This is a genomic window from Pseudomonas citronellolis (assembly GCF_900112375.1).
GTDB lineage: Bacteria > Pseudomonadota > Gammaproteobacteria > Pseudomonadales > Pseudomonadaceae > Pseudomonas > Pseudomonas citronellolis.
In genome coordinates this window covers 1-21,314 of record NZ_FOLS01000020.1, presented here as the reverse complement: position 1 = coordinate 21,314, position 21,314 = coordinate 1, and the positions used below count along the sequence as shown (strand labels likewise).

Sequence of the window (21,314 nt, the reverse complement as noted above, 5' to 3'; positions counted from 1 at the left end):
GGCACAAACCATCCAGAGTCCCCCCATGTCCGAAACCGACAGCCGTGCGCTGCAAGACCTGCCGCTGGAGCAGCTGATCGCCTGCCATGAATGCGACCTGCTGATGCGCCGCGAGCCGGTCCCCACGGGCAACCGCTCGGTCTGCCCGCGCTGCGGCTACGAGCTGGAAATCCACCGGCCGCACATGGTGCGCCGCGCCATGGCGCTGGTGCTCACCGCGCTTTTCCTCTACATCCCGGCCAACTTCCTGCCGATCATGAAGATCGACATCCTCGGCCAGGTCGGTATCGACACCGTCTGGGGCGGGGTGCTTGGCCTGTACGCTTCGGGCATGCACGGAGTGGCCGTGCTGGTGTTCCTGTGCAGCATGGTGATTCCCCTGGCCAAGCTGCTGTGCCAGCTGTTCGTCCTCTGCAGCCTGCGCTTCGACGTGGCGCGCGCGCAGGCCATGCAACTGCTGCGCTGGTACCAGCACCTGCGCGAGTGGGGCATGCTGGAGGTCTACCTGATGGGCATCCTGGTGGCCATCGTCAAACTGATCGACATGGCCGAGCTGCACATCGGCGTGGGCCTGGCCTGCTTCATCGGCCTGCTGCTCAGCCAGATATGGCTGGAGGTGACCATGTCGCGCCACCAGGTGTGGGAATCGCTGGCCGGGGAGTTCGACGATGAGGGCCATTGACGCCGGCATCCTGACCTGCGGCGAATGCCACCAGCTCAACCGCGCCACCGACGAGGAGCCGCAGCACTGTTCGCGCTGTGGCTCGGTGCTGCACGCGCGGCGGCCGAACAGCCTCACCCGCACCTGGGCGCTGCTGATCACCGCGGCCATCCTCTATATCCCGGCGAACCTGCTGCCGATCATGACCGTCAACTTCCTCGGCAGCGGCACCCCGGCGACCATCATGGAAGGGGTGGTGGAGCTGATCCACGCGGACATGATCCCGGTGGCCGCGGTGGTGTTCGTCGCCAGCATCCTGGTGCCGACCTTCAAGCTGGTCGGCATCGCCCTGCTGCTTTATTCGGTGCAGCGCCACCAGCCGATGTCGGCGCGGCAACGCATCCTGATGTACCGCTTCATCGAGTGGATAGGTCGCTGGTCGATGCTCGATATCTTCGTCATCGCCATCCTCGTGACCCTGGTGAACTTCGGCAACCTGGCCAGCATCGAGGCGAACCTCGGTGCAGCCGCCTTCGCCACTGTGGTGGTGCTGACCATGCTGGCGGCAGTGACTTTCGATCCCAGGCTGATCTGGGATAACACGGACGCGGAAAACGACGATGAGTGAACTCCCCACCCCGAAACTGCGCAAGACCACCAACTGGTCGGCGATCTGGATCCTGCCGCTGATCGCCCTGGCCATCGGCGCCTGGCTGGCCTGGCGCGCCTACGACCAGGCCGGGGTGACCATCAACATCCAGTTCGAGAGCGGCGACGGCATCCAGCCGAACAAGACCGAGGTGATCTTCAAGGGCATCGCCGTGGGCAAGGTCATCGACCTGCACGTGAACAAGCCTACCCTGGGCGTCACCGCGGTGGTCGAGATGCGCAAGGAAAGCATCGAGTACCTGAGCAAGCGCACGCGCTTCTGGCTGGTCAAGCCGCGCGTGTCCCTGGCCGGGGTGACCGGGCTGGAGACACTGGTGTCGGGCAACTACATCGCCGTCGACCCGGTGAAAGGCGAGCTCAACCACGACTTCGTCGCGCTCAAGGAGCCGCCGCCGCTGTCCGACAGCCTGCCCGGCCTGCACCTGATGCTCAAGGCCGAGCGCCTGGGTTCGCTGGAGCAGGGCAGCCCCATCTACTACCGGCAGATCCAGGTCGGCCAGGTGAAGAGCTACCAGCTGGCCGACGACCAGAAGACCATCGAGGTGAAGATCCACATCGAGCCGGCCTACGCCAACCTGGTGCGCAAGCACACGCGCTTCTGGAACGCCAGCGGCATCACCCTGTCCGGCAGCCTCAGCGGTCTGAAGCTGCGCACCGAGTCGCTGGCCAGCATCGCCGCCGGCGGCATCGCCTTCGCCACCCCGGACAGCTACCCGGACAGCCCGCCCACCGACCCGACCAAGCCCTTCCGCCTCTACGAGGACTACGACGCCGCCCAGGCGGGCCTGGCGGTGCGCCTGAAGGTGGACGACGTCAGCGGCCTTTCCGCCGGCAGCACCCCGGTGATGTACAACGGCGTGCAGGTGGGCACGGTGAAGGCCATCGACATGAACAAGGACTTCAACGGCGCCACCGCCACCCTGTCCATGGACCCGCGCACCGAGGACTTCCTCAACGGCAAGACCGAGTTCTGGCTGGTCAAGCCGAGCATCTCGCTGGCCGGCATCACCGGGCTGGAGGCGCTGGTGAAGGGCAACTACATCGCCGTGCGCTTCTCCAAGGAGGGCGAGCCGACCCGCGAGTTCACCGTGCGCCCGAAGGCGCCGCCGCTGAACCTGGACGCGCCCGGCCTGCACCTGGTGCTGACCAGCGACCGCCTGGGTTCGCTGGAGGTGGGCACGCCCATCCTCTACCGGCAGATGAAGGTCGGCACCGTACAGAGCTACCAGCTGTCCCGTGATCGCCAGCGGGTGGTGGTGGGCGTGCACATCGAGCCCGAATACGCGGCCCTGGTGAACACCTCGACGCGCTTCTGGAACGTCAGCGGCGTGACCCTGAGCGGCGACCTCAACGGCATCAAGTTCAAGAGCGAATCGCTGCAGACGCTGATCAGCGGCGGCATCGCCTTCGACACCCCCGATCCCAAGGCCGCGCCCATCACCAAGGTGCGCCGCTTCGCCCTCTACGACAGCGAGGACAGCGCCCACGCCAAGGGCCAACTGATCGAGCTGCGCGCCGACTCGGCCGACGGCCTGCGCGAGGGCACGGTGATCCGCTACCGCGGCCTGGACGTGGGCCGTGTGGAGCAGGTGGACCTCAGCCGCGACCTCGGCGGCGTGGTGCTCAAGGCGCGCCTGACCCGCGCCCAGGACAGCATCGCCCGCCAGGGCAGCCGCTTCTGGGTGGTCTCGGCGCAGTTGGGCCTGGGCGGCGCGGAGAACCTCGGCACCCTGGTCAGCGGCCCGTACATCGAAGTGCTGCCGGCGGCCAAGCCGGGCCCGGCGCAGACCGGCTTCAAGCTGCTGGGCCAGGAACCCAACCGCCTGCTCGACGCCGACGGCCTGCGCCTGACCCTCAGCGCCGCCCGCCGCGGCTCGCTGAAGCCGGGTGTGCCGGTGACCTACCGCGAGGTGCAGGTGGGCAAGGTGACTTCCTTCGAACTGGGCGAGCAGGGCGACCGGGTGCTGATCCACATCCTCATCGAGCCGCGCTACGCGCCTCTGGTGCGCACCGGCAGCCGCTTCTGGAACACCAGCGGGGTAGGGGTGGATGCCGGCCTGTTCAAGGGGGTGAAGGTGCGTACCGAGTCCTTCGAGACCATCCTTGCCGGCGGTGTGGCCTTCGCTACGCCGGACAATGCGCAGATGGGCGCCGCGGCGCGGCCGGGGCAGACCTTTGCGCTGTTCGACGAGTACCAGGATGAGTGGCTGCAGTGGGCGCCGAAGATTCCGCTGGGGAAGGCGGTGGGCGAGTAGGGCGTATAACCGTTCGCGGTTATACGCCGCTTATCCGAGACCAAGCGCCCCGCCGGGAGACCGGCGGGGCGTTTTTGCTTGGGACGTTCGGGGGCTTTTGATTTTCGTAGGAGCGAGCTTGCTCGCGAATGGTCCCAGTCCGAAGAGCACCCTCTCCCCAGCCCTCGGCTGCGCGCCCCGCCCTGAAGGGAGAGGGGGCTTGTCCGTGCCGAGAGAGAGTATGGGTTCTACTGGAAACTACCGTGCTGACCGGCTGACTCGGGAAAGCCAGGCCGCGCCGAACGGTCCCCTCTCCCTTCAGGGAGAGGGTTAGGGAGAGGGGGCGGAGTGTCCCACCGCACCTATGTCACAAGGAGCTTGGTTCGCGAGCAAGCTCGCTCCTACGAAAAGCGCTTCCGCCTCAGCGCCCACCCCGCGCTGCCCGCGTCGTCAGCAGGTACACCGGCACCCCGGAAATCAGGATCAGCAACGCCGCATACGGCGCCGCCGCCGCATATTCCAGCGTCGACGTATGCACCCACACCGCCGTAGCCAAGGTCGTCAGCCCCGTAGGCCCGAGCACCAGGGTGGCGGTCAGTTCCTTCATGCTATCCAGGAACACCAGCACGAACCCCGCCCCCATGGCCGGCGAGATGATCGGCAGGGTGATGCGCAGGAAGGCGCGCAGCGGTGTCTGGCCCAGCGTGCGGGCGGCTTCTTCCAGTTGCGGCGAGGCCTTTTCCAGAGCCACGCGGATAGGCGCCTGGGCCAGGGGCAGGAACAGCAGGGCGTAGGCGATCAGCAGCAGCGCGCTGGTCTGGTACAGGTCCGGCACGTAGTGCAGGGCGAAGTACACCAGCGACAGGGCGATCACCAGCCCCGGCAGGGCCTGCAGCAGGTAGGGCAGGCGTTGCGCCCAGCGCGCCAGCGGGCCCGGGTAGCGCACCACCAGGATGCTCACCGGCAGCGCCAGCAGGCAGCCGAGCAGGGCGCCGCCGAAGGACAGCGACAGCGACGACAGCAGCGCCTGGCCGATCTCCAGCAGCGGGAAGGCCGCCGAGGCGCCGGTGAGCAGCCAGTAGCCGAGCATGGCCATGGGGATGCCGGTGCCGATCACCACCAGCGCCACCAGCAGCAGTTGCAGCGGCCATTTCCAGGCGTGCAGGTGAACGCGCTCGGCCTGTCGCGCGCTGCCCTGGCCGGTGCGCACCAGGCGGCCGCGGCCGCGCATGCGCAGTTCCAGCCACAGCAGCAGGAAGCACAGCGCCAGCAGCACCGAGGAGAGCATGGCCGCGGTGGCGTTGCTGAACTCCAGTTCGAACTCCTGGTAGATCGCCGTGGTGAAGGTCTGGAAGCGCAGGATCGACAGCGCGCCGAACTCCACCAGCATGTGCAGCGCCACCAGCAGGCTGGTGGCGGCCAGGGTCGGGCGCAGCAGCGGCAGGGTCACCCGCCAGAACACCTGGCGGCGCGACACGCCGAGCATGCGCGCGCTTTCCTCCAGCGACGGGTCGAGGTTGCGCAGGGTGGCGGCCAGCGGCAGGTACACCAGCGGGTACTTGGACATCGCCATGACCAGCACCGCGCCGCCCAGGCCCTCGTAGGCCGGGCTCAGCGACACCCAGGTGAAGCTGCTGACGAAGGAGGGGATGGCGAACGGCAGGCACAGCAGCACGTTCCAGTAGCGCCGCCCGGGCAGGTCGCTGCGCTCCACCAGCCAGGCACAGGCCAGGCCGAGCAGGGCGCTGAGCACGGTGACCAGCACCAGCAGCTTGAGGGTGTTGCCGAACAGGCGGAACACGTAGGGCCGCCAGAGCAGTTCCCAGGCCACGTGCCAGCCCGAGTCCCAGGCCTTGGCCGCGACGTAGAACAGCGGCAGCGCCGCCAGCAGGGCGAGCAGGAGCACCGGCGGCAGCAGCCACAGCGGCGCCTTGCGCCCGTGGCCGCCGCGGGACTGGACCACGGGCGCGGCGATGGACATCAGTTCAGGCCGACGTCGCGTTCGAGGTCCAGCGCGTCCTTGGCCTCACCCATGTCGGCGGGGCTGAGTTGCGGCGGGTTCAGCTCGGCGAACGGCTTGAGCTGTGGGTCGGCCTGCATGCCCTTGCGCAGCGGGTACTCGGCGGACTGGCTGAGGATGGCCTTCTGGCCCTCTTCGCTGAGCATGAAGGCGACGAACTGCTGGGCTTCCTGCGGGTGCTGGCTGGACTTGAGCACGGCGGCGCCGGAGACGGTGACCAGCGCGCCCGGGTCCTGGTTGCCGAAGAAGTACAGGCGCGAGTTCAGCTCGCCCTTCTCCTTCTTCAGGGTGTACCAGTAGTAGTTGTTGATCAGCGCCATGTCGACCTCGCCGTTCTCCACGGCTTTCATGGCGGTGACGTTGTTGGTGTAGATGCCGCCGAAGGCCTTCAGGCCGGTGAGCCAGTCCTCGGCGGCGTCGCGGCCCTTGAGCTTGATCACCGCGGAAACCTGTTCGAGGAAGGCGCCGCTGGTGGGGACGAAGCCGAAGCGCCCGGACCACTGCGGGTCGGACAGGTCCATCAGGCTCTTGGGCAGGTCCTTCTCGTCGATCTTCTTCGGGTTGTAGGCCAGCACCCGGGCGCGGGCGGTGATGCCCACCCAGTCGCCCTTGCCGCCGGCGTTCTGCGCCTCGACCAGGGCCACGGTGCCGGCGTCCAGCGGGGCCAGCAGGCCGGCGCCGGACAGGCGCATCAGCGGCGGCGATTCCTCGGTGTAGATGACGTCGGCCGGCGAGCGAGCGCCTTCCTCGGTGATCTGGCTGGCCAACTGGCCGTCGCCGCCCTTGCGGATCTTGACCGGGATGCCGGTCTTGTCGGTGAAGGCCTTGGCGATGGCGATGCCGGTGGCGGCGTGCTGGCCGTTGTACAGGGTGAGGGTGACCGGATCGGCAGCGGCGTGCAGAGACAGGCCGCCGAGCAGGCAGGCCAGGACAGCGCCCTTGACGCCGGCGAGCAGACGAACAGACATGGAAACTCCCGTGGTGTCGCCAATGAGAATGCAAGCCATTATATGTAACCTGGCCTTTCCGGCCAAACTCCATAGCTTGCTCATGAATGCCGCCGCCGGCTGCGCGCCGGCGGCGGGGGCGCTCAGGCCGGTTCCGCGGCCTCCTCGGCCGTGGCGGCGGGGTGGTCGACGGCCAGTTCGCGGCGGCGGATGAACTTCCAGTCGGCCTCGTCGATGTAGATGCCGTTGGGCCCGCTGCCGCCTTCCAGGTCGATGGCTACCTGCGCCGAGACCTGCGGCTTGACGCTCGCCAGGATCGGCACGAAGCCCAGTTGCAGGCTGGTTTCCAGCAGCGCGGCCTGGTTGCGTTCGTCGATGTCGGCGGCCTCGTCGAGGTAGTAGGGCAGGCGGATGCGCCCGGCCTGCTCGCGGTCCATCAGGTGCAGCAACAGGTACATGTTGGTCAGCGCCTTGATGGTCATGGTGGTGCCGTTGGAGGCGGCGCCGTCGATGTCGGTGTGGACGATCGGCTGGCCGCCGACCTTGGTGATCTCGAACGCCAGCTCGAACAGGTCCTTCAGGCCCAGCTGGTTGTTGTTCGCCGCCACCAGGCGCGACAGATAGTCCTTGGCTTCCTCGTTCTTGGCATCCTGCTCGGCGCTCTGCGTCAGGTCGAACACCGAGAGGTTCTCGCCTTCCTCGTACTGGCCGGCGCTGTGGATGATCTGGTCGATGTGCTTGAGCGCTTCCTTGTTCGGTGCCAGCACGATGCGGAAGCTCTGCAGGTTCGACACCTGGCGCTTGTTGATCTCGCGGTTGAACAGCGCCAGCTGGTGTTCGAGGTTGTCGTAATCGCTGCGGATGTTGCGCAGCGTTCGGGCGATGTCGGTCACCGCTGCGCGGCGCGCCTTGGCCAGGGTCAGGGCTTCGTCGGTGCGGTGCGCGTAGGCGTTGATCAGCAGTTGCAGGCGACGCTCGGGGTCGTCCTCGCTGTCGAACTTGGCCACGCCCTTCAGGCGCACCTGGGCGTACAGCGCCTCGATCTGGCCGTCGATGCGCTGCAGTTGCTGCCAGGTGTCCTGGTAGTCGTTGAGCAGCGGCAGCAGATTGTCCAGGGAGTCGTCCACCGGCTCCATGAACGGCGTGCCGAAGGGCAGGTCGGCGGGCAGCAGCTGGCGGCGGCGCAGGGCGTCGTCGAGGGTGCGCTGCTTGGCTTCCAGGTCGGCCAGCTGGCGGCCCACCAGCTGCAGCTTGGCGGAGAGCTGCTGGACGCGCTCGGTGAAGGCGTCGGCCGAGCGCTTGAGTTCGTCCTGGGTGGCTTCCAGTTGCGCGAGTTTTTCCAGCTTGGCCGGTTCCTCGGCGCTCAGCGTCTCGCTGCGGCGGAAGTCTTCCAGGGCCTTCTGCGCGTCGAGCACGTCCTGGTACAGCTTGTCGGCCTGGGCCTTGCTGGCGTTGCGGTCGGCGGCCACGGCCTGCTGCGTCTTGAGCTGCTTGAGCTCCTTCTCCAGGCGCTCCTTCTGGTCGCGCAGGGCGGCGCGGTCGGCCAGGGCCTGCAGCGCCGGCGGCTCGATGTGCGACAGGTCGATGGCAAGGCCCGGCACTTCGAAGCGCTCGCCCTTGAAGGCGTCGAGGATCTTCTCGACGCTGCCCACCCACTGGCCTTCCTCGTCCAGGCTCACGCCCTTGTCGCCCAGCGGCAGGCTGAACAGCGCGCCGTTGAACAGGCGCATCAGGCGCTCCACGTCCTGCTGCGAGAACTCCTCGCGCAGGCGCGCATAGCTGTTGTTGTCGGCGTGTTCGAGCTGCTGGCGCACGCTCTTCACGCGCTTCTCCAGGTCGCGCACGCGCTCGTCGAGGTCTTCGCTGGAGAACTGCCGCGAGTGGGCCAGGGCGCCGGCCAGTTCGTCGTGGGCGTCCTTGGCGGCGAGCAGCTGCTGCTCCAGGACCTTGGCGTCTTCGACCAGGGCGAAGCGGTTCTTCAATACCGCCAGCTCGCCCATCCAGCGCTGGATCTCGCTGATCTCGCGCTCCAGGCGCATCAGCTCGGCGGTGCCGCCGCGCTGTTCGTTCTGCAGGCCGTCCTGCTCGCTGCGGTAGTGCTCGGCCTGGATCACCAGCTCTTCCTTGCGCGCCCCGGCGTAGTCTTCCCAGGTGCCCAGCAGGTTGTCGAGCAGCGGCGAGAGGCGGTGCATCTTGCCGCGCAGGAATTCGCGCTGCTGCACGCCGTTGGCCAGCGCCTCGACCAGCGGGCCGGCGGCGACCAGGGCCTGGTAGTCGCCCTCCATGCGGCGCACGTCGCGGAAGGCTTCCTCGCAGGCGGCGATGTAGTCGACGCTGCCCGAGCGCAGGCTGTGCTCGAAGGCGTCGAGGAACAGCTGCTTGAGCTTGGCCGCGGTGATTTCGCGCATGTGCAGCAGGTTGATGAACAGCGAGCGGAAGGTCTTCAGGCTCTGCTCGCTGGTGGAGCGCAGCGGGATCAGCGTCAGGTCCAGCGGCACCGAGGTGTGGCCGCCGACCAGCAGCCGGCGCAGCTCGTCGGGCTTGAGTTCGTAGGCCTTCAGGCCGGCGCGCTCCAGGCTGGCGTACAGTTCGCGCAGGCGCAGGCAGGTGCCGTTCTTCTGGTAGTGCTCCAGGTCCAGCTCGCCCTGGTAGGCGAAGAACTGGTGGCCGAAGCCGCCGCCCGGGCCGCGCCCGCCGCAGCCGATGACGTGGCGGCCGTGGGGCAGTTCCAGCTCGATGAGGATGTAGCTGGTGTCGGTGGCGAAGTAGAACTTGCGCGAGGCTTCCAGGCTGTACTTGCCGAAGCTCATGTCCGACATGCGCGCCAGGATCGGGAACTGCAGCGCGTTGATCGAGGCGGACTTGCCGAGGTTGTTGGCGCCGTACACCGACAGCGGCTGCTCCAGGGGGAACACGCCGAGGCTGTAGCCGGCAGTGTTGAGCAGGGCGAAGCGGCGAATGCCGTAGCGTTCCTGGGTCATGCCTGGGCCTCCATGTCGGCTTGTTCTTCGGCGATGGCGCGGGCGAGGGCGTCTTCCTCACTTTCCACTTCTTCAATGAGCGGCGCGGCCGGCTCGGCGGGTTCTTCCAGGCTGACGATCGGCTCCTCGTCTTCCTCGGCCAGGGCCGGGGCGACGTAGGCCAGGTCCTTGGCGTGCAGGCTGGCGGCCAGGTCGCGGTCCTGCTGCACCGACAGGCAGACGTCGAGGAAGCGGTGCATCGGCGGCAGGAAGCGGTACACGCCGTTGTCCTCGGCGGCGAAGCCGAGCTGGGTCATCCGGCGCATGACCTTCTCTTCCAGTTCCTCCTGGGTGGTCACCTCGGCCTGCAGGAACAGGTCGCGGTACTTCTCCAGCAGCGGCGGCAGCTCGTCGCGGCCGATGCTGCCGCCGTCGAGCACGGCCAGCGGGTCGCGGCCCTGGTCGGCCAGGTGCTCCACCAGGATGAAGGTGAACAGCGCCAGGCGCTGGGCGGTCTTGTTGACCTGGGCGCCGATCTGCTCGGGGACGAAGTAGTAGAAGCCGCGGGTGTCGCAGACCAGCTCGAAGCCCAGCGAGCGGAACAGCGCGCGGTACTGGTCCTGCTGGTTGGACAGCTGGCTGTACAGCTCGGGGTCGCGGCGGCTGATGTGGAAGCCCTTGAACAGCTCGCGGAAGATCGGCCCGAGCTGGGTCAGTTCGGAAAGATTAATTTGCATGGGGTTCGCTCGCTTTGTCGGCCTTGCCGCTCGGGGCGGCGAGCAGGGCGAAGGAGCACAGGCTGACGCTGTGCTGGGCGGTATCGTAGTCGCGGCGCTCCAGGCGCTCGCGCTGGAAGCGGCCGTCGCGCGACAGGCGCGAGAACCAGTAGAGCAGCTCGTCGGTGGCGCCCTCGGGCTCCTGCTGCAGCAGCCAGACCATCAGGTCCGGCAGCGGCAGGGCGGCCTGGCAGCGCTCGAGCATCTCCCGCGCGGTGCGTGGCGCGTTGCGCGGGCCGTCGCCGCCGCGCTTGCCGGTCGCCTTGGGGAAGTGCGCGGGCTTGGGCTCGAAGCGGGCCAGGGCGAAGACGTAGCTTTCCACCTGCGAGGCGCTGCCGAGGAAGGTGCTCTGCGGCCGGGTGAACAGCGGCAGGGAGGCCTGGGGCACGGCGTCGATGCCCTTGCGGCGGATCACCGACAGGGCCAGCGCGGCGCCGCGAGTGATCGCGTTGTGCCGGCGGGCTTCCTCGCGCAGCGGCAGCAGCAGTTCGCGGGCGCGGCGCAGGGTGAGCTGGGCGGTGGTCTGCATCTCCAGGATGCGCGCGTGGGTGCGCAGCAGCTGGTCGTCGTCCACCAGTTGGCCGAGACGCTGCTGTTCGCCCAGCAGGCGCAGCAGCACCTGCTCGACGCGGCGCACGCCCTGTTCGAAGGCGCCGTCGGCGGAGACCAGCTGGATCATCGGCTCGACGTACTCGTCCCAGGTCGCCAGGACCTCGGCGTAGCGCTGGCGCAGGGGAATCTGCCGGTCGCTGGTCTTGGCCCGCTCGGCCACGGCGATCAGCGCCTGTTCGTCGTTGGCCAGCTTCTTCAGCACGTCGCGCACGCGCATGTCGAGCAGGCGCAGCTGGCGCGCCAGGTCGTTGCCGTCGCGCACCTCGAAGGCGTCGCGGATGTAGCCGGCCAGGCGCTCCAGGTGGCGCAGGTAGGCCTCGATCTCCAGGCACAGGCCCAGGCGGTGCTCGTGGCGCAGGTAGGCGAGGAAGTCGTGGATCTGGGCGTTCAGCTCGAAGCGGTTGGGGCTCTTGGCCACCGGCACCAGGATGTCCAGGCGGATCCACTGGTCGAGCAGGGCGGTGACGTCCGCCGGGCTGCCTTCGGGCAGCTGCGCCGTGAGTTGCAGGCGCAGCTCCGCCAGGGCCAGGGTGCCGCTGTCGAAGCGCTCGCAGAGCGGTTCGAGCAGGGCCCAGTGTTCGGCGAGGGCGCGCAGTACGCGTCGGGGGTCGATCATCGGGTAGCCGCTGTTGACGGGTAAAGGGGGCGATTGTACTGCAAAGGTCCGCCCGCGGCGGAAGGGGTGACGAAACGCGGCAGTTTACGCCGTGCGGGATGTCGCCAAGGCCCTGAAAAGCGGCGTTAACCCCCTGAAATTCCTGGCATGTTTTCTGCCAGTTGGCTAACAGCCAATAGCCAATTGCCGCCATGACATACGACGCCGCACTCGCCAAGGCCCGCTGGGCCGAACTGGAGCGCCAGGACGACCTGGACTGGGACCTGGACGCCATCACCGACCGCAGCGAGGCCATCGACTTCCTCAGGCGCTTCGAGAACCGCCTGTGCATCTATTCCTCCTACGTGGAGAAGCTCTACAGCAACTACAGCTTCGTGATCCCGGAGAGCCAGGAGGGCGGCATCACCATCCTGCCCAACGAGCAGGCCTGGTTCGACACCTTCCACGACATCCCCGCCGACGCCGTGGAACCCACCGGTATCCACATCCTGCCCGGCGAGACCATGGGCCACAGCGGCCTGTACCTGAAGATCCCCGGCGAGCACCGCCTTGTGGGTTCCGCCGAGCTGCCGTTCCAGGACGGCCTGAAGCTGCTGATCCGCCGCTACCGCATGCGCGACGAGCCCTTCCTGCCGGTGCTGGTCAAGGGCGACCTGCGCGAGTACGAGGCGCGCATGCCCTCGCTGCACCTGCACCGGCTGAACAGCGCGAAGCTGCAGGCGCAGTCGCGGCTGAACCTGGAGGCCATCAAGGGCGCCATCGCCGAGCACCTGATCGGGCTGTTCCGCCACGGCTGACGCGGCTGTTACGCCGGTGTGACCTTGGGTAACACGGCGGCCAGCTGCCAGCAGGCGATTCTCGACTATGGGTCGGGCCGCAAGGGCCGGCGACTCCCTATAGTGGCAGACAGGGCTTTTGCCCCTTGGTCGGCGAACGAGAAAAGAACAAGAGGTGGCCATGGCCAGCAGCCGTATCAGCCTTCCGCGCCCCGCCCGCATTGCGCTGGCGACCGGCGCCTGCCTTGCCTGGATGGCCCTGGCGGCGCGCGCCGACATGGTCGCCCTGGACGACGAGCAGCTGTCCGACGTGCAGGGCGCCGGCATCGGCTTCGTGGTGGACAACGCCATGATCGACGGCAGCAAGGCCACCACCAACATCACCGGGCTGAAGGACCCCAACGGCAAGGACGTCTCCATCGCGGTGCGCAACCTCTACCTGGGCGCCACCGGCAGCAACCACGGCAGCAACCTGCAGCCGGTGACCATCGGCCGCCTGACCTATCCCTTCAAGCTCAACCTGGCCAAGGGCTCGGTGCTCACCACCCAGCTCGCCGACGGCCGCGTGGTCAACACCCTGCCCAGCGATGCCGACGTGCTCGAACTGGCCTTCCCGCCGCTGATCGCCAACAACGCCGGGCAGCCTTGCATCAGCGGCTACGCCGGCGCCGGCAGCGGCTGTTCGAGCCGCGCCAGCGAGAAGGTCGACCTGGGCGCGCGCTTCGACTTCACCGTGCCGGTCAGTGGCGGCACCCGCACCGACGTGCTGGCCCTGGACTTCCAGGACCTGGCGATGGACGGCAGCTACCTGCGCCTGTGGGGCTCCAGCGCGCGCAGCCAACTGGTCGGCGAACTGCGCCTGAACCTCTACGCCAAGACACTGGACATCCTCTCCTGCGCCGCGGGCAACACCAACTGCGCCAGCGCGGCGGAGAAGGCCGCGCGCAGCGTCTACCTGACCAACGCCTACGCCAGCGTCGCCCTGGGCTACGGCAAGTCCCAGCCGCTGCTGCTGTCGGTGACCGCCGACGGCAACTTCACCTTCGAGCTGCCCATGCTGACCGCGGCCAACGCCGCGGACTTCTACGCCAACGCGCCGCGCACCAGCCTGGTGATCGACAACCTGAACATCGGCGGCACCCGGGCCTCCTACGGCGCGGTGCCGACCGGCGGGGTCAACCTGGGGCGCAGCGAGCTGTCCGGGTTGAGCTTCAACTACCTCAAAGTCACTTCCCACAACCTCTGACGGAGCACGGCACGATGAGCTTTCCACCGCTGCTTCCGCCCCGCCGCCGGCTCCGGGCCGCCGCCGTCGCCCTGCTGGCGATGCTGGCCGGCACGCTCGCCCAGGCGGAACTGCGCACCCTGCCGGACGACGACCTTGGCCAGGTGGTGGGCCAGGACGGCCTGAGCCTGGGCGTCACGGTCAACATCCAGAAGACCCCCAGCATCACCCGTTGCCCGGGCGGCTGCGGCGCGCGGGTGGCGATCCAGCCGGCGGGCAGCGGCAACAACTTCCTGGTGCTGGACAACATCAGCGGGACCTTCAGTTTCGACGAGGTCACCGTGGACATCCTCTCCATCAACAGCGGCTTCGGCGGCGACGGCGCGGCCTTCAACCGCCAGGTCCTGCGGGTCGGCCTGAAGGACGTCAACTTCAACGGCGTCAGCCTGACCCTGGCCGGTGCCAACAAGGCCCGCAGCACCGATGCCGGCCTGGTGCAGACCGACCTGCTCAGCGCCCGCGTCGACGGCGTGCTGCACGTGCAGGGCAACCTCAACCTGTTCCAGGTCCCGGCCCGATGAGGGGAGCGCGCATGGCCGGGACCAAGCTCCAGGGGGAAAACCCATGACCTTCCTTTCCGTACGGCGCCTGCTGCTGGCCGGCGTGCTGCTGTGCCTGGCCGGCGGCGCGAACGCCGAGCTGCGGGCGCTGAGCGACAGCCAGCTGTCCGACGTCACCGGCCAGGCCTTCATCAACCTGGCCACCGACGCCGCCGCGGGCATCAACTACACCCGCCTGAACATCGGCGCCACGGTGGAAACGCAGCTGAACATGAACAAGCTGCAGCTCGGCCTCTACGACCGCGCCGGCGAAGCCGCCAACAGCGCGGACATTTCCATCAACAACTTCGCCCTGGGCACGGTCAACAACCAGACCGGGCAGATCAACCCCTTCACCATCGTCGATCCGTACGTCGAGTTCGCCTACGACGGCAACAAGATGGTCGGCGTGCGCATCGGCTTCAACCAGGCCAAGGGCGTGCTTTCCGGCGACATCCAGTCGCTGACCGGGAACATTCCGGTGCACATCAAAGGCACTGCCGACGCCATCTACAACAAGGCCACGGTAGGGCAACAGCTGCTGCTCGGCCTGGCGGGCATCTACCGCAGCAGCACGGTGGAGGCGGATGCCGGCCTGGTCACCTCCGGCGGCGCCAGCGACCCGGTGCGCGGCACCTACGCCGGCATGACCAACGGCTCGCAGCTGGACTGCACCAATGGCTGCGTGCCGCTGTGGACGGACATCGTCACCGGGCTGTTCACCTCCAACAACTGCGCCATCCTCGGCATCACCACCTGCTTCAAGCTCAGCCAGTTCCAGTCGCTGCCGGTGGGCGACCTGAGCCAGGCCGGCCTGGCCGGCGCCGCCAAGGGCTTCTTCATCTCCCTGCAGAGCCAGGACGTGCAGTGGCGCGACATGGACACCGGGCAGATGATCACCGCGCTCAAGGGCGCCTTCATGAACATGCCCAAGTACCGCGACGCCAACGGCAACCTGGTTTCGCCGATCAACATCGACTTCAACCAGGCCTTCAACGGCATTCCCCGCCAGGACACCTGCGTCGGCATGAACAAGGGCTGCTGAGCGGCCCATCCGCCGGCCGGCCTTTCCGTCGGGCGCGTTTCACGCGACAATTCCGCTCCGTTGCGTTTAGCCCTGCGCCCGCAGGATGCCCACAGGTACAGGACTCTTGATCGAAGAAGCCCGCCGTCGCGCCTATCTCGGCGCCATGCAGGTCGCCTCCTGGCTGCCCCGCGTGGTGCTGCCCTTCGCCGCGCCTTCGCGCCCGCAGCTGCTGGAAGTGCCGGAGCCCGTCCAGGCTCCGGCGCCGAGCGCCGCGCCCGAAACCGCCAGCACGCCGCCGGCCGCCGCGCCGGAGAAACCGGCGCCGACGGCCGAGGCCCGGCCAGCGATCCCGGTGGTGGTGCCGCGCCCCGCTGCCCAGACCCGCACGCCGGTGGCCGCCGAGGCACCTGCCGAAGCCGAGGCGCCTGCGCCACGCGCGCCGGTCGAGCCGCCGCCGCGCTTCAGCCTGCAATTGCTGCGCGCCGGCGCCTGTGCGCTGCTGGTCGAGCTGCCCACCGGCGAGCCCCTGGCCAGCCGCGACCCGGCCTACCTGCTGCTCAAGGACCTGCTGCGCGCCGCCGGCTTGCCGGACAGCCCGCAACTGCTCGGCGAGCCGGTGCGCTGGCCGCTGCTTTCCGGCGGCAACATGGACCAGGGCCCGCAGGCGGCCCGCGAGTTCGTCCAGGGCTTCGTCGCCGCGCGCCTGGAAGACAGCGGCCCGTGCCGCTGCCTGTGGCTGGTCGGCCGGCCCGCCGTGCGCTTCGCCGGCGAGGCGGACGACGAGGCGATGCTGCGCGAGCTGCAGATCGAGGAACTGGGCGTGGCCTGGGCCATCCCCGGCCTGGAGCGGCTGAGCGACGAACCCGCCCTCAAGGGCGAACTGTGGCGCGCCATGCGCCGGGTGCGCCAACGCTGGCTGGACCAGGACGCAGAATGACTGACGCCATTTCCTTCCGCCCGATGACCGAGGCGGATCTCGACGCTGTGCTCAAGATCGAATACGCCGCCTTCAGCCACCCCTGGACCCGCGGCATCTTCACCGACGGCCTGAAGAGCTACGACTGCTGGCTGATGTTCGAAGGCACCCAGCAGGTCGGCCACGGCGTGATCCAGATCATCCTCGACGAGGCGCACCTGCTGAACATCACGGTGAAGCCGGAAAGCCAGGGCCGCGGCCTCGGCCTGCGCCTGCTCGAACACCTGATGGCGCGGGCCGGCGAGCTGGGCGCGCAGGAATGCTTCCTGGAAGTGCGCGAGACCAACCAGAGCGCCTACCGCCTGTACGAGCGCTTCGGCTTCAACGAGATCGGCCGCCGGCGCGGCTACTACCCGGCGGTGGGCGGGCGCGAGGACGCCCTGGTGATGGCCTGCACGCTGCTCGACTGACCGTCATCCAGGCCATATCCGGCCGCCGCGCACAGGCGTAGGCTGGGCGATCAATAACAAGAACAAGGTCGCGACATGAAGCCAACCGCTGCAGCGGCGGCGCCTGCCCGTCGTCATCCGCTTCCCGCCTCACATGCCGCCGGCGCGCGGCAGGAGGGCGTCCATGTGTGACACCCTCGTCCTGCGCGCCGACGGCTGCACCTGGTTCGCCAAGAACAGCGACCGCGAGCCCTCCGAACCCCAGCGCCTGCTGCGCCTGCCCGCGGTGCGTGGCGATACGGCCAGGCAGATGCGCGCCACCTACCTGGAGATTCCCCAGGTCGCCGACCGCCATGCCGTCATCCTCAGCCAGCCCGCTTGGCTGTGGGGCGCGGAAATGGGCGTGAACGAGCACGGCGTGGCCATCGGCAACGAAGCGGTCTTCACTCGCCTGGTGGACCAGACCGGCGAGGCGCTGCTGGGCATGGACCTGGTGCGCCTGGGCCTGGAGCGCGGCGCCAGCGCGCGAGAAGCCCTGGAAGTGATCACCGGCCTGCTGGAACGCCACGGCCAGGGCGGGCCGGCGGGCTTTCGCAACAAGCGCCTGCGCTACGACAACAGCTTCGTCATCGCCGATGCCGGCGAGGCCTGGGTGCTGGAAACCGCCGGCCGCCTGTGGGCGGCGCGGCGGGTGGAGCGCTGCGCCATCTCCAACGCCCTGAGCATCGGCCACGAATACGACCTGTGCAGCCACGACCTGCCGGCCCACGCCCGGCGCCTGGGCTGCTGGAACGGCCGCGGCGACTTCCACTTCGCCCGCGCCTTCGACGGCCGCCTGCTGCCCTGGGTAGCTGGGGCGCACCAGCGCCGGCGGATGAACCAGGAGTTCCTCGCCAGTTGCCCGCGCCAGCCTGGCTGGGAGGCCCTGGTGGTCGCCCTGCGCAACCATGGCCGGCGCGACCACAACTTCACCCGCCACGACAACCGCCAGGTGTGCATGCACGCCGGCAGCTTCTGGCGTCCCTCGCAGACCACCGCCAGCCTCATCGCCCGCCTGGGCCCGGACGGCCCGCGCCTGGCCGCCACCGGCACCTCGGCGCCGTGCCTGTCGCTGTTCCAGCCGCTGGGCTTCGAGGCGGCGGCCGGCGCCAGCCTGCTCAGCAAGGCCGATGAGCCGCTGGAGCAGTCCCTCTGGTGCCGCTTCGAAGCGGTGCACCGCCGCGCCCTGGTGGATGCCGAATTCGCCGCCGCCCTGCGCGCGGGGCACGCCTGGCTGGAGGCCGAGCAACTCGCCGCGCTGGACCGTCGCAACCCCGACTGGGCGCGCCTGGCCGCCGAAGCCGAGGCCTGGCACGCGGCCTGGCAGCAACTCGCCGGGCAACTGGAGCCGCGCCTGCCGCGCTGGTGGCGGCAGCACGCCACGCCTTGAGCCATAGTGCTTGTCAAAGGCCGCCGGCGTTACGTAAGGTGCGCCAGCCGCAGAGGAGGAGCCACCATGAGCGACCTGGAACAACTGTTCGAGAACAACGCCCGCTGGGCCGAAGCAATCAATCGCGAGGACCCTGACTTCTTCGCCAAGCTGGCCCGCCAGCAGGCACCGGAATACCTGTGGATCGGCTGCTCCGATGCGCGGGTGCCGGCCAACGAGATCGTCGGCATGCTGCCCGGCGACCTGTTCGTCCACCGCAACGTCGCCAACGTCGTGCTGCACACCGACCTCAACTGCCTGTCGGTGATCCAGTACGCGGTGGACGTGCTCAAGGTGAAACACATCCTGGTCACCGGCCACTACGGCTGCGGCGGCGTGCGCGCCTCGCTGCAGGACCAGCAGTTCGGCCTGATCGACGGTTGGCTGCGGACCATCCGCGACCTCGCCTACGAATACCGCGACCACCTGTCCCAGTTTGCCAGCGAGGAAGAGCGCGTCGACCGCCTGTGCGAGCTGAACGTCATCCAGCAGGTGGCCAACGTCAGCCACACCAACATCGTGCAGAACGCCTGGCACCGCGGCCAGCCGCTGTCGGTGCACGGCTGCATCTACGGCATCAAGGACGGCCGCTGGAAGAACCTCAATGTCACCGTCAGCGGCCTCGACCAGCTGCCGCCGCAGTACCGCCTGCGCCCCATGGGCGAGGCCTGAGCCGCCCCGTGCCGGTCGTCCGGCCCGCCTCGCCGGGCGCGCCGGGCAGACCGAAGATAGGGGAAGGTCACTGACGAAGAGGCGAGCATGCGCGAACTCTGCGTGATCCCCGGCGACGGCATTGGCCGTGAAGTCGTGCCGGCGGCCGTGGCCGTGCTGCAGAAACTGCTGCCCGACCTGCGTCTGCGCGAAGCAGAGGCGGGTTGGGATTGCTTCCAGCGCTATGGCACCTCGGTGCCGGAGGCGACCCTGGAGGCGCTGCGGGCATGCGGAGCCGGGCTGTTCGGCGCGGTGTCCTCGCCCAGCCACAAGGTGGAAGGCTACCGCAGCGCCATCCTGCGCCTGCGCCAGGAACTGGGCCTGTACCTCAACCTGCGCCCGGTGCGTACCTGGCCGGCGGTATCGCCCCACGCCGGCGTCGATCTGCTGATCCTGCGCGAGAACAGCGAAGGCCTGTACAGCGGCCGCGAGCACTGGGAGGCCGACGGCGTGGCCGTCGCCGAACGGGTGATCAGCCGCGCCGCCTGCACGCGCCTGGCCCAGGCCGCGTCGCGCATCGCCCGGCAACGCCAGGCGCGGCGCATCACCCTGGTGCACAAGGCCAACGTCCTGCCGCTGACCTGCGGCCTGTTCCGCGACACCTGCCGCGACCTGCTGGCCACCGAAGGCTGGGGCGACGTGCTCGACGAGCGCCTGGTGGACGTGGCGGCCCTGCAACTGGTGGAGCGCCCGGAAGCCTTCGACCTGATCGTCACCAGCAACCTGTTCGGCGACATCCTCTCCGACCTCGCCAGCCACTGGGGCGGCGGCCTGGCCCTGGCGCCCTCGCTCAACCTGGGCGAGCAACTGGCCCTGGCCGAACCGGTCCACGGCAGCGCCCCCGACATCGCCGGCAGCGGCCGCGCCAACCCACTGGCTGCCATCCTCAGCGCGGCCATGCTGCTGCGCTTCCACTGGCACGACGAAACCGGCGCCACGCGCATCGAGCGCGCGGTGGAAAGCTTCCTGCGCGAAGAAGGCCACCTCGACCACGGCCTGGAAACCACCCGCGTGGTGGGCGAGGGCGTCCTGCAGCGGCTCTAGAGTTACCCTAGCTCGGGATGGTCGGCCAGCCAGGCCGCGCAGCCGCTGCCCACGGCCAACAAGGGCAGCACTGTCAGCATTGCGCGCAAACCTCCGCCCATGGGCAACCCTTGGACGAACAGCGTCCATTCCTGGGCCGCCAGTCCGAGCAGCAGGGAAAGACAGACCACGATCAGCGTGCGGACGAGATAACGCATACAAACGCCCTGAAAAGCGGGAAAAAAGAAGCCATCGCCCGCTCGGAGCGGGGGCGGGCAATGGCTATGGGAGGGCAGGGAAATGGAAGAACCTGCGAAGGCAAAGGTAGCGTCCGGGGATAACATTAGCTAGCTAACGAATGCGCGAAGGAGTTTTTCCCGGGGTGAAACAATTCGGCGGGGCGATGAGCGGGGCGGCGTCCTACGGCATGCCTTCGCCTGTCATTACAGGAGAGGGGGAGGGGGCATACCGGCGTTGCGGAGAATTCCGGGGCACTCTTCGATCATCATGGGATGCGCTTTGAATGATCGCACTGGAGGCAGCCATGGCCAGCATCACCATCAGAAACCTGGATGACGACCTGGAGACCCGGCTCCGTGCGAGCGCCGACAGTCATGGCCGCTCTATGGAAGAGGAGGCCAGGGAGATCCTGGTTCGTGCACTCTCCAAGGATGAAAAGCGGGGAGGCCTGGGGAGCCGGATTCATACCCACTTCGCATCTGTAGGTGGAGCTGACATCGAGCTTCCAGTTCGCAGGCGCAAGGCTCGAGCGGTGGTCTTCGGAGAATGATCCTGTTCGATACCGGCCCGCTTGCGGAGCTGAACTTCGAGGTTTTCAGCGCTCGGCCTGTACGAGAAATACCCAGGAGGTGCCGTTATGCGTGTAGTCAACTTCTCCTATGCCCGCAACAACCTGAAGAAGCTCATCGAAGATGTTGTCGATGGCGAGGATTTCATCGTGATTTCTCGTCGAGACGCGCCGAATGCCGTGCTGCTTTCGCTCGATAGCTTCAACAGCCTGATGGAAACCGTCCATCTGCTGAAGTCCCCAGCCAATGCCGTGCGCCTGGCGCGTTCCTTGGCTCAAATGGAGCAGAGATAGTGGATTGCCACTGAGGGAGCTGGACCATGACAACCAACGGAATGCGCCCCATTCATCCTGGGGAAATCCTGCGTGAAGAGTTCCAGCAGGCGCTGGGGATAACTCCGGCCGCTCTGGCTCGCGCCTTGAACGTGTCGGTCCCGACTGTCAAAGACATTGTCCGCGAGCGCCGTGGCGTCACTGCGGATATGGCTATTCGGCTGGGCCGCTACTTCGACACCTCAGCCGGGGTCTGGATGAACCTGCAGAGCCAGTACGAGCTAGCGACTCAGGGTGAACTACTGGCTCGATGAAAGAGCCTCGTGGATGCGGTCCACTTAAGAAAGAATGCCGTTTCTCCCCATGGGAGAAACGGCATTTTTCATTTGAGATGGGTCATGGCTTTGCTTGTGGAGCTTGGTCCCGTACCCCCAGCCTGACCCCGCCATTCCCGCGAACGCGGGAACCCAGCGGCGTTGGGTTCGCGAGCAAGCTCGCTCCTACGAAAAGCAAAAGCGCGTTTGCTCTTGGACTTCCAGAGAAA

The 21,314-nt window shown here is 68.0% G+C and carries 21 protein-coding genes; 15 read left to right on the top strand and 6 right to left on the bottom strand.

Annotated features, from left to right (window positions below; genetic code table 11):
* Positions 1 to 25 precede the first annotated feature (25 nt).
* The 3 genes from BM060_RS18935 to BM060_RS18925 are packed head-to-tail and all read left to right on the top strand — an operon-like array spanning position 26 to position 3,585.
* Positions 26 to 682, top strand: a complete 657-nt coding sequence (locus BM060_RS18935) for a paraquat-inducible protein A (protein WP_043273518.1) — start codon at positions 26 to 28, stop codon at positions 680 to 682.
* Positions 669 to 1,289, top strand: coding sequence for a paraquat-inducible protein A (locus BM060_RS18930; protein WP_009617390.1), 621 nt, complete (start codon positions 669 to 671; stop codon positions 1,287 to 1,289). The genes BM060_RS18935 and BM060_RS18930 overlap by 14 nt, the downstream gene beginning before the upstream one ends.
* Positions 1,282 to 3,585, top strand: a complete 2,304-nt coding sequence (locus BM060_RS18925; RefSeq protein ID WP_074981880.1) for a PqiB family protein — start codon at positions 1,282 to 1,284, stop codon at positions 3,583 to 3,585. The genes BM060_RS18930 and BM060_RS18925 overlap by 8 nt, the downstream gene beginning before the upstream one ends.
* A gap of 400 nt (positions 3,586 to 3,985) precedes the next feature.
* Here BM060_RS18925 and BM060_RS18920 read toward each other — a convergent pair whose 3' ends face one another.
* The 5 genes from BM060_RS18920 to mksB all read right to left on the bottom strand — a co-directional run bounded on the left by BM060_RS18920 (position 3,986) and on the right by mksB (position 11,495).
* Positions 3,986 to 5,545 (bottom strand): ABC transporter permease, encoded by a 1,560-nt coding sequence (locus tag BM060_RS18920; protein ID WP_074981878.1) that lies wholly within the window; start codon positions 5,543 to 5,545, stop codon positions 3,986 to 3,988.
* Complete coding sequence (locus tag BM060_RS18915) at positions 5,545 to 6,552, bottom strand: iron ABC transporter substrate-binding protein (protein WP_074981876.1); 1,008 nt, start codon at positions 6,550 to 6,552, stop codon at positions 5,545 to 5,547. Before BM060_RS18915 ends, BM060_RS18920 begins: the two co-directional genes overlap by 1 nt.
* 122 nt (positions 6,553 to 6,674) lie before the next feature.
* Entirely contained in the window at positions 6,675 to 9,512 is a 2,838-nt protein-coding gene (gene mksF, locus BM060_RS18910; RefSeq protein ID WP_061560658.1) for an Mks condensin complex protein MksF, read from the bottom strand.
* Positions 9,509 to 10,228: an Mks condensin complex protein MksE gene (gene mksE / locus BM060_RS18905; RefSeq protein WP_074981875.1), complete on the bottom strand. Its 720-nt coding sequence runs from the start codon at positions 10,226 to 10,228 to the stop codon at positions 9,509 to 9,511. The genes mksF and mksE overlap by 4 nt, the downstream gene beginning before the upstream one ends.
* Positions 10,218 to 11,495 (bottom strand): Mks condensin complex protein MksB, encoded by a 1,278-nt coding sequence (gene mksB / locus BM060_RS18900; RefSeq protein ID WP_043273525.1) that lies wholly within the window; start codon positions 11,493 to 11,495, stop codon positions 10,218 to 10,220. Before mksB ends, mksE begins: the two co-directional genes overlap by 11 nt.
* A gap of 191 nt (positions 11,496 to 11,686) precedes the next feature.
* Between mksB and BM060_RS18895 the strand changes: the two genes are divergently transcribed.
* The 9 genes from BM060_RS18895 to BM060_RS18855 all read left to right on the top strand — a co-directional run bounded on the left by BM060_RS18895 (position 11,687) and on the right by BM060_RS18855 (position 19,710).
* Positions 11,687 to 12,292 (top strand): hypothetical protein, encoded by a 606-nt coding sequence (locus BM060_RS18895; RefSeq protein ID WP_009617406.1) that lies wholly within the window; start codon positions 11,687 to 11,689, stop codon positions 12,290 to 12,292.
* A gap of 160 nt (positions 12,293 to 12,452) precedes the next feature.
* On the top strand, positions 12,453 to 13,517 hold the full coding sequence (locus BM060_RS18890; protein ID WP_058071550.1) for a hypothetical protein: 1,065 nt from the start codon (positions 12,453 to 12,455) through the stop codon (positions 13,515 to 13,517).
* 14 nt (positions 13,518 to 13,531) lie between these two features.
* Positions 13,532 to 14,077 (top strand): DUF6160 family protein, encoded by a 546-nt coding sequence (locus BM060_RS18885; RefSeq protein WP_074981873.1) that lies wholly within the window; start codon positions 13,532 to 13,534, stop codon positions 14,075 to 14,077.
* A 43-nt stretch (positions 14,078 to 14,120) separates the two neighbouring features.
* The gene (locus tag BM060_RS18880; protein WP_074981871.1) at positions 14,121 to 15,140 is read left to right on the top strand and encodes a DUF6160 family protein; all 1,020 of its coding nucleotides are present in this window, start codon (positions 14,121 to 14,123) and stop codon (positions 15,138 to 15,140) included.
* A 106-nt stretch (positions 15,141 to 15,246) separates the two neighbouring features.
* Positions 15,247 to 16,059, top strand: coding sequence for an energy transducer TonB (locus tag BM060_RS18875; protein WP_074981868.1), 813 nt, complete (start codon positions 15,247 to 15,249; stop codon positions 16,057 to 16,059).
* Positions 16,056 to 16,508: a ribosomal protein S18-alanine N-acetyltransferase gene (rimI, locus tag BM060_RS18870; protein WP_074981865.1), complete on the top strand. Its 453-nt coding sequence runs from the start codon at positions 16,056 to 16,058 to the stop codon at positions 16,506 to 16,508. The genes BM060_RS18875 and rimI overlap by 4 nt, the downstream gene beginning before the upstream one ends.
* Positions 16,509 to 16,671: 163 nt before the next feature.
* A complete protein-coding gene (locus tag BM060_RS18865) occupies positions 16,672 to 17,916 on the top strand; it encodes a C69 family dipeptidase (protein WP_074981863.1) in 1,245 nt (414 codons plus the stop codon).
* Positions 17,917 to 17,982: 66 nt separating this feature from the next.
* Positions 17,983 to 18,627, top strand: a complete 645-nt coding sequence (gene can / locus BM060_RS18860; protein WP_074981862.1) for a carbonate dehydratase — start codon at positions 17,983 to 17,985, stop codon at positions 18,625 to 18,627.
* 87 nt (positions 18,628 to 18,714) lie between these two features.
* Positions 18,715 to 19,710, top strand: coding sequence for an isocitrate/isopropylmalate dehydrogenase family protein (locus BM060_RS18855; protein ID WP_074981860.1), 996 nt, complete (start codon positions 18,715 to 18,717; stop codon positions 19,708 to 19,710).
* 2 nt (positions 19,711 to 19,712) lie between these two features.
* Here the strand turns inward: BM060_RS18855 and BM060_RS18850 are convergent, their stop codons facing one another.
* Positions 19,713 to 19,907, bottom strand: a complete 195-nt coding sequence (locus tag BM060_RS18850) for a hypothetical protein (protein WP_009617424.1) — start codon at positions 19,905 to 19,907, stop codon at positions 19,713 to 19,715.
* Positions 19,908 to 20,233: 326 nt separating this feature from the next.
* Here BM060_RS18850 and BM060_RS18845 point away from each other — a divergent pair, with 326 nt between their 5' ends.
* From BM060_RS18845 to BM060_RS18835, 3 genes are all read left to right on the top strand, one after another.
* Positions 20,234 to 20,479: a FitA-like ribbon-helix-helix domain-containing protein gene (locus BM060_RS18845; RefSeq protein WP_074981858.1), complete on the top strand. Its 246-nt coding sequence runs from the start codon at positions 20,234 to 20,236 to the stop codon at positions 20,477 to 20,479.
* Between the two features lie 87 nt (positions 20,480 to 20,566).
* Positions 20,567 to 20,791, top strand: coding sequence for a type II toxin-antitoxin system Phd/YefM family antitoxin (locus BM060_RS18840; protein ID WP_074981855.1), 225 nt, complete (start codon positions 20,567 to 20,569; stop codon positions 20,789 to 20,791).
* Positions 20,792 to 20,817: 26 nt separating this feature from the next.
* Positions 20,818 to 21,084, top strand: coding sequence for a HigA family addiction module antitoxin (locus BM060_RS18835; RefSeq protein WP_074981851.1), 267 nt, complete (start codon positions 20,818 to 20,820; stop codon positions 21,082 to 21,084).
* Positions 21,085 to 21,314: the final 230 nt, after the last annotated feature.